Source organism: Pseudomonas sp. BF-B-26, from assembly GCF_019956495.1.
In the GTDB taxonomy this organism is placed as follows: Bacteria; Pseudomonadota; Gammaproteobacteria; order Pseudomonadales; family Pseudomonadaceae; genus Aquipseudomonas.
Map to the genome: position 1 here is coordinate 30895 of NZ_JAHBDP010000065.1, position 16708 is coordinate 47602.

The 16708-nt window shown below is 59.4% G+C and carries 12 protein-coding genes; all 12 read left to right on the forward strand.

The annotated features are described in order from the left end of the window. Positions 1–51: 51 nt before the first annotated feature. The 12 genes from KGB03_RS11055 to KGB03_RS11110 all read left to right on the forward strand — a co-directional run bounded on the left by KGB03_RS11055 (position 52) and on the right by KGB03_RS11110 (position 16691). Entirely contained in the window at positions 52–1368 is a 1317-nt protein-coding gene (locus KGB03_RS11055) for a nucleotide sugar dehydrogenase (protein ID WP_008153478.1), read from the forward strand. Positions 1369–1578: 210 nt separating this feature from the next. Beyond that, complete coding sequence (gene alg8, locus KGB03_RS11060; RefSeq protein WP_375154729.1) at positions 1579–3060, forward strand: mannuronan synthase; 1482 nt, start codon at positions 1579–1581, stop codon at positions 3058–3060. Positions 3061–3095: 35 nt separating this feature from the next. Then, a complete protein-coding gene (locus tag KGB03_RS11065) occupies positions 3096–4265 on the forward strand; it encodes an alginate biosynthesis protein Alg44 (protein ID WP_111450328.1) in 1170 nt (389 codons plus the stop codon). 12 nt (positions 4266–4277) lie between these two features. Continuing rightward, the gene (gene algK, locus KGB03_RS11070; protein ID WP_223527074.1) at positions 4278–5684 is read left to right on the forward strand and encodes an alginate biosynthesis TPR repeat lipoprotein AlgK; all 1407 of its coding nucleotides are present in this window, start codon (positions 4278–4280) and stop codon (positions 5682–5684) included. Next, positions 5681–7168, forward strand: a complete 1488-nt coding sequence (locus tag KGB03_RS11075) for an alginate export family protein (RefSeq protein WP_223527075.1) — start codon at positions 5681–5683, stop codon at positions 7166–7168. Before algK ends, KGB03_RS11075 begins: the two co-directional genes overlap by 4 nt. Positions 7169–7194: 26 nt before the next feature. Beyond that, positions 7195–8784, forward strand: coding sequence for a mannuronan 5-epimerase AlgG (algG, locus tag KGB03_RS11080; RefSeq protein ID WP_223527076.1), 1590 nt, complete (start codon positions 7195–7197; stop codon positions 8782–8784). A 10-nt stretch (positions 8785–8794) separates the two neighbouring features. Further along, a complete protein-coding gene (locus KGB03_RS11085; protein ID WP_218538142.1) occupies positions 8795–10243 on the forward strand; it encodes an alginate O-acetyltransferase in 1449 nt (482 codons plus the stop codon). Between the two features lie 11 nt (positions 10244–10254). Then, positions 10255–11388 carry a mannuronate-specific alginate lyase gene (locus KGB03_RS11090; RefSeq protein ID WP_305729603.1) on the forward strand — a complete coding sequence of 378 codons (1134 nt, stop codon included), beginning with the start codon at positions 10255–10257 and terminating at the stop codon, positions 11386–11388. 216 nt (positions 11389–11604) lie between these two features. Continuing rightward, complete coding sequence (locus tag KGB03_RS11095; RefSeq protein WP_218538140.1) at positions 11605–13170, forward strand: MBOAT family O-acyltransferase; 1566 nt, start codon at positions 11605–11607, stop codon at positions 13168–13170. 11 nt (positions 13171–13181) lie between these two features. Beyond that, positions 13182–14357 carry an alginate O-acetyltransferase gene (locus KGB03_RS11100; protein ID WP_223527077.1) on the forward strand — a complete coding sequence of 392 codons (1176 nt, stop codon included), beginning with the start codon at positions 13182–13184 and terminating at the stop codon, positions 14355–14357. Positions 14358–14371: 14 nt separating this feature from the next. Continuing rightward, the gene (locus tag KGB03_RS11105) at positions 14372–15025 is read left to right on the forward strand and encodes an alginate O-acetyltransferase AlgF (protein ID WP_111450336.1); all 654 of its coding nucleotides are present in this window, start codon (positions 14372–14374) and stop codon (positions 15023–15025) included. A gap of 214 nt (positions 15026–15239) precedes the next feature. Next, positions 15240–16691 (forward strand): mannose-1-phosphate guanylyltransferase/mannose-6-phosphate isomerase, encoded by a 1452-nt coding sequence (locus KGB03_RS11110; protein WP_218538137.1) that lies wholly within the window; start codon positions 15240–15242, stop codon positions 16689–16691. Positions 16692–16708: the final 17 nt, after the last annotated feature.

The following is a 16708-nucleotide window of genomic DNA, read 5'->3' on the forward strand; positions in this document are numbered from 1 at the left end:
CACCATTAACTCCGGCCATGTAATGGCTTGATAAACACAGAGGTAATTGCGATGCGCATCAGCATATTTGGTTTGGGTTACGTCGGCGCAGTATGTGCCGGTTGCCTGTCTGCACGGGGCCATGACGTCGTTGGCGTCGATGTTGCCAAAGACAAAATCGATATGATCAACGCCGGTAAATCGCCGATCGTTGAACCGGGTCTGGGCGAGCTTCTGCAGAAGGGTATCGAGACGGGCAAATTGCGCGGCACGACCAACTTCGCCGAGGCGATTCGCGACACCGACCTGTCGATGATCTGCGTCGGCACGCCGAGCAAGAAGAACGGCGACCTGGAACTGAACTACATCGAAGCTGTGTGCCGCGAGATCGGTTTTGTCCTGCGTGACAAGACCACCCGTCACACCATCGTGGTTCGCAGCACCGTACTGCCAGGCACTGTGGCAAACGTAGTGATCCCGATCCTCGAAGACTGCTCCGGCAAGAAGGCCGGCGTCGACTTCGGCGTTGCAGTGAACCCTGAGTTCCTGCGTGAAAGCACCGCGATCGCCGACTACGACCTGCCGCCAATGACCGTCATCGGCGAGTTCGACAAGGCTTCGGGTGACGTTCTGCAATCGCTGTACGAAGAACTCGACGCTCCGATCATCCGCAAGGACATCGCAGTGGCCGAGATGATCAAGTACACCTGCAACGTGTGGCACGCCACCAAGGTGACCTTCGCCAACGAGATCGGCAACATCGCCAAGGCTGTCGGCGTCGATGGTCGCGAAGTGATGGAAGTGGTTTGCCAGGACAAGACGCTGAACCTGTCCCAGTACTACATGCGCCCTGGTTTCGCATTCGGCGGTTCCTGCCTGCCGAAGGACGTTCGCGCCCTGACCTACCGCGCCGGTTCCCTGGACGTGGAAGCACCACTGCTCAACTCGCTGATGCGCAGTAACGAGTCCCAGGTGCAGAACGCTTTCGACATCGTCTCCAGCCACGGCAAACGCAAAGTCGCCCTGCTGGGTCTGAGCTTCAAGGCCGGTACTGACGACCTGCGCGAAAGCCCGCTGGTTGATCTGGCGGAAATGCTGATCGGCAAGGGTTACGACCTGAGCATCTACGACACCAACGTCGAATACGCCCGTGTCCACGGTGCGAACAAGGATTACATCGAGTCGAAGATCCCTCACGTCTCGTCCTTGCTCAACTCCGATTTCGACGACGTGATCAACAACTCCGACGTGATCATCCTTGGCAACCGTGACGAGAAATTCCGCGCCCTGGCGCAGAACGCTCCACACGGCAAGCAAGTGATCGACCTGGTCGGCTTCATGTCCCAGGCCACCAGCGTAAGTGGCCGGACCGAAGGCATCTGCTGGTAATGCGGTCGTAGGAGCTGTCGAGTGAAACGAGGCTGCGATCTTTCCAGGTCCACTTGAGTTTCAAGCGAAAGATCAAAAGATCGCAGGCTTCGCCAGCTCCTACAGGATTTCTGGCGTCATCCAGACCGGATGTCGCCAGTTTTCGTAAGCCTGCCTTAACCCCATCGGGCCACCCCACAGGCTCGCCCGAGATAGAGACGGATGCAGATTATGCACAGGCTAAAGCACGGCCTACTTCAGGCCGCCGGTTGGCTGTTTTACTTAAGTATTTTGATGGGCATCGCCATGGCGTTGCCTGCGTCCACGTTCGACTCCGAGTCGAAGGACTTCATCTTCCTGATCGGTATCGTCGGTATCTGGCGCTACTCGATGGGTGCCACGCACTTTTTGCGCGGCATGCTGTTTCTGTACGTGGTCTACCCGCACCTGCGGCGCAAAGTGCGCAAGCTGGGTAAAGCGGCAGACCCGTCCCATGTGTTTCTGATGGTCACCAGTTTTCGTATCGACGCGCTGACCACCGCCCAGGTCTACGCCTCGGTAATTCGCGAAGCGATCGACTGCGGACTGCCAACCACCATGGTCTGCTCCATCGTGGAAATGTCCGATGAGAAGCTGGTGAAAAGCCTTTGGGTCAAAATGAACCCACCGGCTCGCGTCAAGCTCGACTTCGTGCGCATTCCCGGCACCGGCAAGCGTGATGGCCTGGCCTACGGTTTCCGCGCCATCTCCCGCCACCTGCCGGACGACCGCGCAGTGGTTGCAGTGATCGATGGCGACACCGTGCTCGCCGAAGGCGTCGTGCTCAAGACCGTGCCGTGGTTCCAGCTGTTCGGCAATGTCGGCGGCCTGACTACCAACGAGTTCTGCGAAGTGCGCGGCGGCTACATCATGAGCGAGTGGCACAAACTGCGATTCGCCCAGCGCCACATCAACATGTGCTCGATGGCCCTGTCCAAGCGCGTGCTGACCATGACCGGGCGGATGTCGGTATTCCGCGCCACTGTGGTGACCAACCCGGAATTCATCGCCGACGTGGAAAGCGACTCGCTGCAACACTGGCGCCTGGGTCGCTTCAAGTTCCTCACCGGTGATGACAAGTCGAGCTGGTTCAGCTTGATGCGCATGGGCTACGACACGTTTTATGTGCCGGACGCCGCCATTCATACCGTGGAACACCCGCCGGAAAAAAGCTTCATCAAGGCCAGCCGCAAACTGATGTTCCGCTGGTACGGCAACAACCTGCGGCAGAACTCCCGCGCCTTGGGCCTGGGGATGAAACGTCTCGGCCTGTTCACCTCGGTGGTGCTGTTTGACCAGCGTGTGTCGATGTGGACGTCGCTGCTGGGCCTGACCGTCGCGCTCATCGCCAGCTTCAAGTACGGCATCGCGTTCATCCTGGTTTACCTGCTGTGGATCGGCATTACCCGCCTGATCCTGACCGTGCTGCTGTCTTTGTCCGGTCACACGATCGGCCCGGCCTACCCGGTGATTCTCTATTACAACCAGATCATCGGCGCGCTGGTGAAGATCTACGTGTTCTTCCGCCTCGACCGACAGTCCTGGAGTCGCCAGCCCACTTCCCTGACCCGTGATCTCGCCAGCTTTCAAGGTTGGTTCAACACTTGGTCGTCTCGGACCATGACCTTCTCAGCCGGCAGCATTTTTGTTGCTGTGCTGCTGATGATGGTCTGACCGAACTCGCCTGAATTAACTAGGAAATCGCCCATATGAATACCGCCGTCAACGCCAACGTAGTGCATGAATCAGAAGCCCAGCGCCAACACGCCCGAGTAAAAATTCCGGCCAAGCTGCGTTTCTTCGGTCCTGACCGGACCCCGGTCGAAGCTCGGGTCATCGACCTCTCCGCTGGCGGCCTGGCTTTCAACGCCGGTCAGCTGCCACTGAAGATCGGCGACGTGTACAAGGCTCGCCTGCAGTTCGTCATCGATAACCTCGGCCTGGCCATGGACGTCGAGTTACTGGTGCGCTCCCACGACCGCGAAACCGGCCGTACCGGTTGCCAGTTCCAGAACCTCGAATCCCAGGACATTTCCACCCTGCGCCACCTGATCACTTCTCACCTGGCCGGCGACATCGTCACCATGGGTGAAGTGCTGGCCACCCTGCAACGCGACAACTTCACCAAGGCGCGCAAGACCAAGGATGGCGGCCACGGCATGACCCCGTTCGGTCGTCTGCGTGCAGTGACCTTCAGCTTGGCGATCTTCCTCGTCGGTCTGACGGCATTCGGCTTCATCTTCAAGTCGGTGTACGGCATGTACTTCATCAGCCACGCCCAGGCCGGTCTGGTCAGCGTGGCGGGCATGAACATCACCATGCCGCGCGATGGCACGGTGCAGAGCCTGATCAAGCCCGACGGCGTTGCCGCCAAGGGCGCGCCGCTCGCGACCTTCAGCACCAGCATGCTCGATGTGCTCAAGGGCCATCTTGACGACAATCAATTGCAACCAGCCAAGGTTGAAGAACTGTTCGGCAAGCAAATGACCGGCACCCTGACGTCGCCGTGCGATTGCACCGTAGCGCAGCAAATGGTCGCCAACGGTCAGTACGCCAGCAAAGGTGACGTGATCTTCCAACTGGTGCCGCGTAACAGCGAAGCCAACGTTGAAGCGCGCTTCTCCTATCGCCAGTTCGCCGACGTGTTGCCAGGCAGCTCGGTCAGCTTCCAGATCGCCGGCGAAGACAAAACCCGCTCCGGCACGATCGTCAGCAGCACCAGCCTGAAAAGCGCCGACCTGTCGTCCGACATCCGCGTGATGATCAAGCCTGACGAGCCGCTGGACAGCAAATTCGCCGGTCGCCCGGTTGAAGTCAACGCCACCCGTGGTCCGAACCTGAACTGGCTGATCGACAAAGCCATGGCCGCCGGTCGTTAAAAACAAGAGGACATGCCCGTGACTAGCCCACTCAGAATCCTGCCAGTCCCGCTGACTCTGGCCATGGCAATCGCCCTGGCCGGATGCGCCGGCCTGCCCGACCAGCGTCTGGCCAACGAAGCCCTCAAGCGCGGTGATACCACGCTGGCGGCGCAGAATTACCAGCAACTGGCAGACCTGGGCTACAGCGAAGCACAGGTTGGCCTCGCCGATATCCAGGTCGACAGCCATGACCCGGCGCAGATCAAGAAAGCCGAGGCGACTTATCGCGCCGCGGCCAGCGTCTCGCCGCGAGCTCAGGCTCGCCTGGGTCGTCTGCTGGTGGCCAAACCCGGCTCCACCGAAGCCGAACAGCACGAAGCCGAAGGCCTGTTGAAAAAAGCCTCGGCCAATGGTGAAGGCAACACCCTGATCCCGCTGGCGATGCTGTACCTGCAATACCCGCACAGTTTCCCGAACGTCAATGCACAACAGCAGATCAGCCAATGGCGCGCCGAAGGCAAGCCGGAAGCGGGCCTGGCCCAAGTGCTGCTCTATCGCACCCAGGGCACTTACGACCAGCACCTGGACGAAGTGGAATCGATCTGCAAAGCCGCGTTGAACACCACCGACATCTGCTACGTCGAACTGGCCACGGTCTATCAGAAAAAAGCCCAGCCAGAGAAACAGGCCGAGCTGATCAAGCAAATGCAAGCCGCTCAGGCTCGCGGCGCGGTTTCCGCCCAGCGGGTGGACAGCGTGGCTCGCGTACTGGGCGATGCATCCCTGGGCACGACCGACGAGAAAACCGCCCAGTCGCTGCTCGAAGGCATCGCACCCGGCTACCCCGCTTCCTGGGTCAGCCTGGCGCAATTGCTCTACGACTTCCCGGAACTGGGTGACGTCGACACGATGATGAAGTACCTGGACAACGGCCGCGCCGCCGACCAGCCGCGCGCGGAACTGCTGCTGGGCAAGCTCTACTACGAAGGCAAAATGGTGCCGGCCGACGCGAAGGTCGCCGAAGAACACTTCAAGAAAGCCGTCGACAGAGAAGTGGCCGCCGATTACTACCTCGGCCAGATCTACCGTCGCGGTTACCTGGGCAAGGTCTATCCGCAAAAAGCGCTGGATCACCTGCTCAAGGCTGCGCGTAACGGCCAGAACAGCGCCGACTTCGCCATTGCCCAACTGTTCTCCCAAGGCAAGGGCACCCGGCCCGACCCACTTAACGCTTATGTCTTCAGCCAATTGGCCAAGGCCCAGAACACCCCGCAAGCCACCGAGCTTGCGCAAACACTCGAAACCCAACTGCCGCCTGCCCAGCTCGCCGAGGCCCAACGCCTGTTGAAACAAGAACAGGCCGTTCGTGGTGCCTTGAGTCAGAACACGCTGGAACTGCATGCCCTGGAAGAAGAAGACGGCGAGGAATCCCTATGAAGTTGAATCCATTCGTTAAGGCCGGTATTGGCCTGTCATTCGCCCTGCTGTGGTCGTGCCCGACCCTGGCGGCCCTGACTGAAAGCAAGAACTACGGCCTTGACGTGAAAGTCACTGCCCAGTCCGAAGACGACACTGACCTCGGTACGGCGAGCGGCGGCGACGTCAACGGCGTCGGCCTCGACCTGCGTCCATGGGTCTACGGCGAGAGCGGCGCGTGGAGCGGCTATGCCATGGGGCAGGCGGTGACGTCCACCGACATCATCGAGACGGACACCTTGCAACAGTCCGACAGCGACGGCACCCAGAGCACCGACAGCGGTGGTCGCAAGAGCAAGAAAAACTACCTGGCGATGCGTGAGTTCTGGGTCGGCTACAGAGGCCTGACGCCGTACCCCGGCGAGATGCTCAAGCTCGGTCGCCAGCGCCTGCACAATGACGATGGCCAATGGCGCGACACCAACATCGAAGCCCTGAACTGGACCTTCGACACCACCCTGTTGCGCGCCAACGCCGGTGTTGCCGAACGCTTCAGCGAGTACCGCACCGACCTCACAGAACTCGCGCCCAAGGACAAGGATCGCCTGCACGCTTTCGCCGATGCGGCGTACCAGTGGACCCCGGGCAACTGGGTCGGCATTCGCGGTCATCACACCCACGATGACGGCAAGCTCGACTACGCGCAGCCGGGTGTTCCCACCGATTCCCTGGACAAAAAACAGAATGGCGACATCAGCTGGATAGGCCTTACCGCCGACAGCGATGCCTACAACTGGCGCAACACCAACACCGTCAACTACTGGGGCAGCGTGACCGGTATGAGCGGCGACCGCGACAAGGTCAACCCGCTCAACGCCGATGGCACCGCTCCAGCACAAGCCAAAACCAGTGGCAATGTAGATGGCTGGGCCACTGACCTGGGCGTGCGTCTGCGCCTCGATCCGCAATGGCAAGTCGGTGCAGCCTATGCCCGTGCCAGCGCCGAATACGAACAGAACGGCCTGGAAAGCAACCGCTCGAACTACACCGGTACTCGCTCGCGGGTTCACCGTTTCGGCGAAGCCTTCCGTGGCGAAATGCAAAACATGCAGACCGCCACTCTGTTCGGTTCGTGGATGCTCAACGACGAATACGACGCCAGCGTGATCTACCACAAATTCTGGCGCGTAGACGGCAACAAGCCTGTCGGCAGCAACGGCATCAACGCCGTCGAGAACAACACCGACGACGCGACCGGCGCAATTCTGTCCAGCACGTCCCTGCCGCTGGAAGATGGCAACAAAGACCTCGGTCAGGAAATGGACGTGGTCGTCACCAAGTACTTCAAGCAAGGCCTGCTGCCCGCCTCCTTGAGCCAGTCGATCGATGAGCCTTCGGCCCTGGTGCGGTTGCGTGGCGGTGTGTTCAAGCCCGGCGATGCGTATGGCAAAGGCGTCGACTCCTACATGCACCGTGCGTTTATCGACGTGATCTGGCGCTTCTGATGCGAACCGCTAAGGGAGTTCCTGACATGAACAGTCCGAAGAGAGGCTCGATAACCTTGCTGGCCGGCGCGATGTTGCTGGCCAGCACGGCAGCCTTCGCCACAGTGGAGCCGGCCTCGCCCGTTCAAAAAGGGCAACCGGCGACCATTGCAAAAGGGTTGCAACAAGCCAAGACCTACACCGTCAGCAGCGCCCCGACCGCGCCGCTGGAGCTGGCCAAGCCGAAACTGCCGGACACCTCCGGCTATACCGCCGAAGCCATCGCCGCGAAAGTCGTGCGCACCAAGCCCGGCAAAATCAGCATGCGCCGGATGATGCAGGAAAACGCCCTGAAGGACTTCATTGGCGGCGATAACAAGATGGCCGAATGGGTCGTGCGCCAGCACGGTATCCCGCAGGCGATTTTCATCGACGACGGCTACATGAACCTCAAGGATCTGGTCAAGAAAGTACCCAAGCAGTACTTCAGCGAAACCTCGCCGGGTGTATTCCTGGCGAAGCTGCCGATCGTGGTGGGTGAGAAAGGCATCCTGGAAATCGACAAGCAGACCCAGGAACTGCGCCTGTCCCAAGAGAGCGGTTCGTTCCTGGTCAACGACGGCCAGCTATTCGTGCGCGATACCAAAATCACTGGCTGGAGCGAGAAGGCAAACGGCCCGTCGGCCTTCAAGTCGCCGAAGGAATTCCGTCCGTTCCTGCTGTCCTGGGGCGGCACCCAGACCTACATCGCCAACAGCAAGATCGCCAGTTTCGGCTACGCCAACAGTAAGTCCTACGGCGTGAGTATTTCCCAGTACACGCCGAACATGGCCAAGGTGCTCAAGCGCCCTGAACCGAGCGGCTGGATCGTCGGTTCCGAGTTCTCGGACATGTGGTACGGCTTCTACTGCTACGAAACCCGCGACTTCGTGGTCAAGGGCAACACCTACAAAGACAACATCGTCTACGGCATTGACCCGCATGACCGTTCCCACGGTCTGATCATTGCCGACAACACGGTGTTCGGTACCAAGAAGAAGCACGGGATCATTATTTCCCGTGAAGTGAACGACAGCTTCATCTTCAACAACCGCAGCTACGACAACAAGTTGTCGGGCCTGGTGATCGACCGTAACAGCGTCAACAACCTGATCGCCTACAACGAGATCTACAAGAACCACACTGACGGCATCACCCTCTACGAGAGTGCCGACAACCTGATCTACGGCAACAAGGTGATCAGCAACCAACGCCACGGCATCCGGATTCGTAACAGCGTGAACATCCGCCTCTACGAAAACCTGTCCATGGCCAACGGCCTGACCGGCATCTACGGGCACATCAAGGACCTGAGCGACACCGACCGGGACATCAAGCTCGACCCGTTCGATGCCGAGGTGTCCCTGATCGTGGTCGGCGGCGAACTGGCCGGCAACGGCAGCGGCCCGCTGTCCATCGACTCGCCGTTGAGCGTGGAGTTGTATCGCGTGTCCATGCTCGCGCCGACCAAATCCAGCGGCATCAGCTTCTCGGGGATTCTCGGCGAACGCCAGGATGAAATTCTCGACCTACTGGTGCGCCAGCAGAAAGCCGTGCTGATCGACCCTGTCGAACGCCAGACCAAAGTACGGGACTGAGGATAATTTTATGCACCCACACTTGATCAAATTACTCAGCCTGTCGGCCCTGACCGCCGGCATTCTCGCGGCCAGCGCTGGCGCTCGTGCCGATGAAGCCAAAGCACCAACCTTCAACGCCGAACCGTGCTGCAACCTGTGTCCGGAAGCCCACGACGCGAAGAACTACACCACGCGTTACCAGCAAAACTTCACCACGCTGGTGCAGGCTCAGGGCGATTGGCTGTTCCGTACGCAAGAAGACTTGCGCACCGAATTCGACACCACGCCCGCCGGCTACAAGCGCATGAAAGAACTGCACGATGCGTTCAAGAGCAAAGGCATTGAACTGGTCATCGTTTACCAGCCGACCCGTGGTCTGGTGAACCGCAACAAGCTCAACCCGGAAGAGAAGGCCAAGTACGATTTCGACAAGGCCTTGAGGAACTACAAGGCCATGCTCGGGCGTTTCGCCGCCATGGGCTACACCGTGCCGGACCTGTCGCCGCTGACCAACGAGTCGCTGCCTGAAACTCTGCCGGCCCACGATTTCTACTTCCAGGGCGACCAACACTGGACGCCGTATGGCGCCCAGCGCACGGCGAAAATCGTCGGTGAGCAAATCAAGAAAATGCCGGCCTTTGCCGACGTGCCGAAACGCGAATTCGAGAGCCATAAGTCGGGTCGCATGGGCAAGAACGGAACGTTGCACAAGATGGCCGGTCAACTCTGTGGCACCAGCTACGCGATCCAGTACATGGATCAGTTCACCACCGAGCCCAAGGGTGAAGCAGGCGATGGCGATCTGTTCAGTGATTCCGGTAATCCGGAGATCACCCTGGTCGGCACCAGCCACAGTGGCAAGAACTACAACTTCGCCGGTTTCCTCGAAGAGGCCATCGGCGCCGACATCCTCAACGTAGCGTTCCCCGGCGGTGGCCTGGAAGGTTCGATGCTGCAGTACCTGGGCAGCGAAGAGTTCCAGAAGAAGCCACCGAAGATTCTGATCTGGGAATTCTCGCCGCTCTATCGCCTCGACCAGGAGACCATCTACCGCCAGATGATGGCGCTGCTGGACAACGGTTGCGAAGGAAAGGATGCACAGATGACCGGCAGCACCACGTTGAAACCGGGCAAGAACGAATTGATGGTCAACAGCAAGAACCTGAACCTGCAGAACAGCGGTCACCAGGTTGATATCCGCTTCGCCGATCCGTCGGTGAAAACTCTGCAAGCCACCCTCTGGTACATGAACGGCCGCCACGAGGACATCAAGATCGAAAAACCGGAAACCTCCGACACTGACGGGCGTTTCGCCTTTGAGTTGCGCACGGACGAAGACTGGGCCTCGCAGAATCTGCTGGCCGTCGAAGTCCAGGGCCCTGAAGCAGGTGCCGCGGGACAGAAAGTCGAAGCGAAAATCTGCAAACGCAACGTGTTCCCTGGCACTGGGCAGCGTACCGCTCAGGCCGGGCAGTGAGGCAATCTCTTATGACATGCATGCAAACCCGAACTTTGAAAAGATTGATCGCACCGTCCCTGTTGAGCCTGGCCATGTTTGCCGGTGCGACTCAGGCCGCCGCGCCACTGCGCCCGCCACAGGGGTACTTCGCGCCGATTGAAAAAGTCAAAACCGGCGACAAGAGCGAAGGCTGTGATGCGATGCCGACGCCGTACACCGGCTCGCTGCAATTTCGCAGCAAATACGAAGGTTCCGACAAGGCCCGTTCGACCCTGAACGAGGTCTCGGAAAAAGCCTTTCGCGACAGCACCGCCGACATCACCAAACTGGAACGCGGCACCAGCAAGCGCGTGATGCAGTTCATGCGTGACGGTCGTCCGGAACAACTTGAATGCACGCTGAACTGGTTGACCGCCTGGGCCAAGGCCGATGCGTTAATGTCCAAGGACTTCAACCACACCGGCAAGTCGATGCGCAAATGGGCCTTGGGCAGCATGGCGTCTTCGTACATTCGCCTGAAGTTTTCCGACTCCCATCCGTTGGCGAATCATCCGCAAGAATCGCAGTTGATTGAAGCCTGGTTCAACAAGTTGGCCGATCAGGTAGTCAGCGACTGGGACAACTTGCCGCTGGAACAAACCAACAACCATTCGTACTGGGCCGCCTGGTCGGTGATGGCAACGTCCATCGCCACCAACCGTCGCGACCTGTTCGACTGGTCGGTGAAGGAATTCAAGGTCGGCGCCAATCAAATCGACGCCCAGGGTTATCTGCCCAACGAACTCAAGCGCCAGCAACGCGCCCTCGCCTACCACAACTACGCCCTGCCGCCGCTCGCGATGATCGCCAGTTTCGCTCAGGTCAACGGTGTGGACTTGCGTCAGGAAAACAACGGCGCATTGAAACGCCTGGGTGATCGAGTGCTCGCGGGCGTCAAAGACCCGGACGAATTCGAGCAGAAGAACGGTAAGGAACAGGACATGACCGACCTGAAGGTCGACTCGAAATTCGCCTGGCTCGAACCGTTCTGCTCGCTCTACACCTGCTCGCCGGATGTGCTCGAGAAAAAGCACGAAATGCAGCCATTCAAGACTTTCCGCCTCGGGGGTGACCTGACCAAGGTCTACGACCCGGCGAATGAGAAGGGCAAAAAAGGTTCCTAGAGCCAAACGCAACCCCCCTGTGGGAGCGGGCTTGCTCGCGAATGCGGTCTGACATTCACCATTGATGTCGACTGACACTCCGCTTTCGCGAGCAAGCCCGCTCCCACAGGGTCAGTGCAAGACATGAGTTTTTATGTGATGTGTCCCCCGGTTTTTCGATGGGGGGTTTGGGGGGGCTGCGGCCCTTGACTGTTGGTTAAACATGGAGAGACCGGGATGGTATTTTCATCCAACGTGTTCCTGTTTTTGTTCTTGCCGATCTTTCTCGGCATGTACTACTTAAGCGGAATACGCTATCGCAACCTGCTGCTGCTGATCGCCAGCTACGTGTTCTATGCCTGGTGGCGTGTGGACTTCCTTGCGCTGTTCGCAGCCGTCACGCTGTGGAACTACTGGATCGGCCTCAAAGTCGGTGCCGCAGGCGTTCGGACCAAACCGGCACAACGCTGGTTGCTCCTGGGCGTGGCCGTCGACCTGTGCATTCTCGGCTACTTCAAGTACGCCAACTTCGGCGTCGACAGCATCAACGCGATGATGACCTCCGTCGGTCTGTCGCCGTTCATCCTGACCCACGTACTGTTGCCGATCGGGATCTCGTTCTACATCTTCGAGTCCATCAGCTACATCATCGACGTCTACCGTGGTGACACGCCGGCGACCCGCAACCTGATCGACTTTGCCGCTTTCGTGGCGATCTTCCCGCACCTGATCGCCGGTCCGGTGTTGCGCTTCCGCGATCTCGCCGACCAGTTCAACAACCGCACCCACACCCTCGACAAATTCTCCGAAGGCTGCACGCGGTTCATGCAGGGCTTCATCAAGAAGGTCTTCATCGCCGACACCCTGGCGGTCGTGGCCGACCATTGCTTCGCCTTGCAGAACCCGACCACGGGCGATGCCTGGCTCGGCGCGCTGGCCTACACCGCGCAGCTGTATTTCGACTTCTCCGGTTACAGCGACATGGCCATCGGTCTGGGCTTGATGATGGGTTTCCGCTTCATGGAAAACTTCAAACAGCCGTACATCAGCCAGTCGATCACCGAGTTCTGGCGTCGCTGGCACATCAGCCTGTCGACCTGGTTGCGTGACTACCTGTACATCACGCTGGGCGGTAACCGTAAAGGTACGCTGATGACCTATCGCAACCTGTTCCTGACCATGCTGCTCGGTGGTCTGTGGCACGGCGCGAACATCACCTACATCGTCTGGGGCGCCTGGCACGGCATGTGGCTGGCGATCGAAAAAGCCCTGGGCCTGAACACCTCGCCGCGCAGCATCAACCCGATCCGCTGGGCGCTGACCTTCCTGCTCGTGGTCATGGGCTGGGTGATCTTCCGCTCGGAAAACCTGCACGTCGCCGCTCGTATGTACGGCGCGATGTTCAGCTTCGGCGAATGGTCACTGTCGGAACTCAACGCGGCCAGCCTCACCGGCCTGCAAGTAGCGACTCTGGTGGTGGCTTACATGACCCTGGCGTTCTTCGGCATTCGTGACTTCTACACCAACCTGCCGCCTGAGAAGACCAAGCCTGTTGTGAACGTCGAGGCCGATGGCCCGGCTGCCGCGACCCCTGGAATGATCAAAGCCGTACCGGGCGACAACCCGGGCAGCATCCACCAGCCTGGCTACACCGTCGGCGTTGAAGCGACTGTGCAACCGGCCTACTGGACTGCCGACTGGCCTCGTTACGTGATGCGCACGCTGGTACTGGTGCTGTTCATCGCCTCGATTTTCAAACTCTCGGCGCAAAGCTTCTCGCCGTTCCTTTACTTCCAGTTCTGAGGGATCTGACTATGACCCGCTCATTACGCATCCTCTACATCGGCCTGTTCATGGTGACGCTGTTAGTCCTGGGCCTGTGGTCCACGCGCAGTTTCTTCGGCTTCAGCACCTCGGCCGAAACGACGGTGCTCAACGGCCGCTGGACCAAAGCCGTGGAGACGCACTACGACGACGAGTTCCCGATCAAGCGCCTGGGTACCAACCTTTGGGCTGCGCTGGATTTCAAACTGTTCAACGAAGGTCGTCCGGGCGTCGTGCTCGGCCGCGATCAATGGTTGTACAGCGATGAGGAATTCAACCCGATCGTCAACGAAGAGCTGAACCTGCAAGGCAACTACGCGCTGGTTGAAGGCGTGCGCCAGGAGCTGAAAGCCAAAGGCGTGAAACTGGTCATGGCGATCGTGCCGGCCAAGACTCGCCTGTACCCGGAACACCTGGGTGAAGTGAAGCCTTCGAGCATCCACGCCAACCTCTATGAGGACTTCCACGCTCATGTGGCGGCCAACAAGATCCTCGCTCCCGACCTGTTCGGCCCGATGCTGAAGGCCAAGCTGGACGGTCAGCAAGTGTTCCTGCGCACCGACACTCACTGGACCCCGGAAGGCGCGCAAATTGCTGCCGAGGCCCTGGCCAAAACCATCGCCGAAAAAGCCCCGCTGAGCGGCGAGCCGCAACACTTCGTCACTGAACCTGCGGAGAAGGTGACTCACAAGGGCGACCTGCGGTTGTTCCTGCCGCTGGACCCGCTGTTCGAAAACCTGATGCCCAAGACTGAGCCGTTGCAGAAGCGCAACACCGTTGCGGCGCAAGACCAGGCTGGCGGTGATGACGCCTTGTTCGCCAACACTGAAGTGCCGGTGGCCCTGATCGGCACCAGCTACAGCGCCAACCCCAACTGGAACTTCGTCGGTGCGCTGAAACAAGCGCTGAACAGCGACGTGGTCAATTACGCCGAAGACGGCCACGGCCCGATTCTGCCGATGCTCAGCTACCTGAAAAGCGATGCTTTCAAGAACAGCCCGCCACAAGTGCTGATCTGGGAGTTTCCTGAACGTTATCTGCCTGTGAACAACGAAATCGGTGACGCCGACCCGCAGTGGGTCGCAGAGCTCAAAGAAGCCGGCGCTCGCCAACAAAACGTAGCCGCAAACACTAAATCCGAGACGCCCGACCGGGCGCAAAACTGAAAGAGAGGTACACCATGACTTTCACTACTACTCCTCGCCGTCTCGCCAAGACCTTCGCACTCGTTGCAGGCATGAGCGTTCTGTCGATGTCCGCCTTCGCTGGCGACGCCGCACTCTACGGCCCGACTGCACCGAAAGGTTCGAGCTTCGTACGTGTCTACAACGCCGGTAACGCTGAAGTCAGCGCCACCGTCGGCACCACCAACCTGGCCGAAGTCGCGCCGCTGTCCAGCACTGACTTCAGCTTCATGCCGGGCGGCGACTACAGCGCCAAGATCGGTAGCCAGTCCCTGCCGGTGAAACTGGCCGGTGATCACTATTACACCCTGGTCAACAACGCCAGCGGCGCACCGCAACTGATCGAAGAACCGCCGTTCAAGAACAAGCAGAAATCCCTGGTTCGCGTGCAGAACCTCAGCGACAAGGCCCTGACCCTGAAAACCGCTGACGGCAAGACCGAAGTGGTCCCGACCGTGGCCGCCAAGGGCCGTGGCGAACGTGAAATCAACCCGGTCAAGGTCAGCCTGGCGCTATACGATGGCGACAAGAAAGTCGGCGACGTGAAACCGGTTGCCCTGGAACGCGGTGAAGCCGCCGTGCTGTATGTGACCGGCAGCGGCAGCAGCCTGGCGCCAGTCTGGGTAAAACGCCCGGTTTCGACGCGCTAACACATTTGCCCGGTTGACCCACATCCCTGTGGGAGCCGGGCTTGCTCGCGAAGACGGTTTCACATTCAACGATAAAGTTGGCTGACCCACCGCTTTCGCGAGCAAGCCCGCTCCCACAAGGAACCGAGGCGTCAATTGGGACACGGAATAAGAACAAGAGTGAAACGACAGAACGCAGTAGCTCTGACCCATACGATTTTCAAGGAGTAACAACATGATTCCGGTGATCTTGTCAGGTGGTAGTGGCTCACGTCTTTGGCCGCTTTCGCGTAAGCAATTCCCTAAGCAATTCCTCGCCCTGACCGGCGAACAAACACTGTTCCAGCAAACCCTGGAACGCCTGGTGTTCGAAGGCATGGACACCCCCATCGTGGTCTGCAACAAGGAACACCGTTTCATCGTCAACGAGCAACTGGCCGCCCGTAAACTGGACGTGCAGCGCGTCCTGATGGAACCGTTCGGCCGCAACACCGCGCCAGCCGTGGCCTTGACCGCGATGATGCTGGTCAACGAAGGTCGCGACGAGTTGATGCTGGTGCTGCCAGCCGACCACGTGCTGGAAGACCAGAAAGCCCTGCAACGTGCGCTGGCCCTGGCCACGGTCGCTGCAGAAAACGGCGAAATGGTGCTGTTCGGTGTACCGGCCACCAAACCGGAAACCGGCTACGGCTACATCAAGTCGGCCAATGATTCGCTGCTGCCGGAAGGCGTCAGCCGCGTTTCGCACTTCGTTGAAAAACCGGACGTGAAGCGCGCCACCGAGTTCGTCGAGTCCGGCGGTTACTTCTGGAACAGCGGCATGTTCCTGTTCCGTGCCAGCCGTTTCCTCGAAGAGCTGAAAAAGCACGATCCGGACATCTACGACACCTGCCTGCTGACCCTGGAACGTAGCGAGCAGGATGCCGACACCGTCGACATCGACTCCGCCACCTTCGCTTGCTGCCCGGACAATTCCATCGACTACTCGGTGATGGAAAAAACCCAGCGCGCCTGCGTAGTGCCGCTGACCGCGGGCTGGAGCGATGTCGGTTGCTGGGCGTCGTTGTGGGAAGTGAATGAAAAAGACGCCAACGGCAACGTCACCAAAGGCGATGTGGTCATCCAGGACAGCAAAAACTGCATGATCCACGGCAACGGTAAACTGGTGTCGGTGATCGGCCTGGAAAACATCGTGGTCGTCGAAACCAAGGACGCCATGATGATCGCCCACAAGGACAAGGTCCAAGGCGTGAAACAGATGGTCAACACCCTCAACGAGCTGGGCCGCAGTGAAACCCAGACGCACTGCGAAGTCTATCGTCCGTGGGGTTCCTACGACTCGGTGGACATGGGCGGCCGCTTCCAGGTCAAGCGCATCTCGGTCAAACCGGGCGCGTGCCTGTCGCTGCAAATGCACCACCACCGCGCCGAACACTGGATCGTGGTTAGCGGCACTGCTGAAGTGACCTGCGACGAAAACGTGTTCCTGCTCACTGAAAACCAGTCGACCTACATCCCGATCGCCTCGGTCCACCGCTTGCGCAATCCGGGCAAGATCTCGCTGGAAATCATCGAAGTGCAATCGGGCAGCTACCTGGGTGAAGACGATATCGAGCGGTTTGAAGATATCTACGGTCGCTCCAACCCGATCGAACGCGGCGTGTCGGTGAAAACCATCGCGCAGTAAGCGTTCAGCAAAACAAG

Coding starts and splice junctions, on each gene's coding strand:
- KGB03_RS11055 (WP_008153478.1), top strand. CDS start 52: ATGCGCATCAGCATATTTGGTTTGGGTTACGTCGGCGCAGTATGTGCC.
- alg8 (WP_375154729.1), top strand. CDS start 1,579: ATGCACAGGCTAAAGCACGGCCTACTTCAGGCCGCCGGTTGGCTGTTT.
- KGB03_RS11065 (WP_111450328.1), top strand. CDS start 3,096: ATGAATACCGCCGTCAACGCCAACGTAGTGCATGAATCAGAAGCCCAG.
- algK (WP_223527074.1), top strand. CDS start 4,278: ATGCCCGTGACTAGCCCACTCAGAATCCTGCCAGTCCCGCTGACTCTG.
- KGB03_RS11075 (WP_223527075.1), top strand. CDS start 5,681: ATGAAGTTGAATCCATTCGTTAAGGCCGGTATTGGCCTGTCATTCGCC.
- algG (WP_223527076.1), top strand. CDS start 7,195: ATGAACAGTCCGAAGAGAGGCTCGATAACCTTGCTGGCCGGCGCGATG.
- KGB03_RS11085 (WP_218538142.1), top strand. CDS start 8,795: ATGCACCCACACTTGATCAAATTACTCAGCCTGTCGGCCCTGACCGCC.
- KGB03_RS11090 (WP_305729603.1), top strand. CDS start 10,255: ATGACATGCATGCAAACCCGAACTTTGAAAAGATTGATCGCACCGTCC.
- KGB03_RS11095 (WP_218538140.1), top strand. CDS start 11,605: ATGGTATTTTCATCCAACGTGTTCCTGTTTTTGTTCTTGCCGATCTTT.
- KGB03_RS11100 (WP_223527077.1), top strand. CDS start 13,182: ATGACCCGCTCATTACGCATCCTCTACATCGGCCTGTTCATGGTGACG.
- KGB03_RS11105 (WP_111450336.1), top strand. CDS start 14,372: ATGACTTTCACTACTACTCCTCGCCGTCTCGCCAAGACCTTCGCACTC.
- KGB03_RS11110 (WP_218538137.1), top strand. CDS start 15,240: ATGATTCCGGTGATCTTGTCAGGTGGTAGTGGCTCACGTCTTTGGCCG.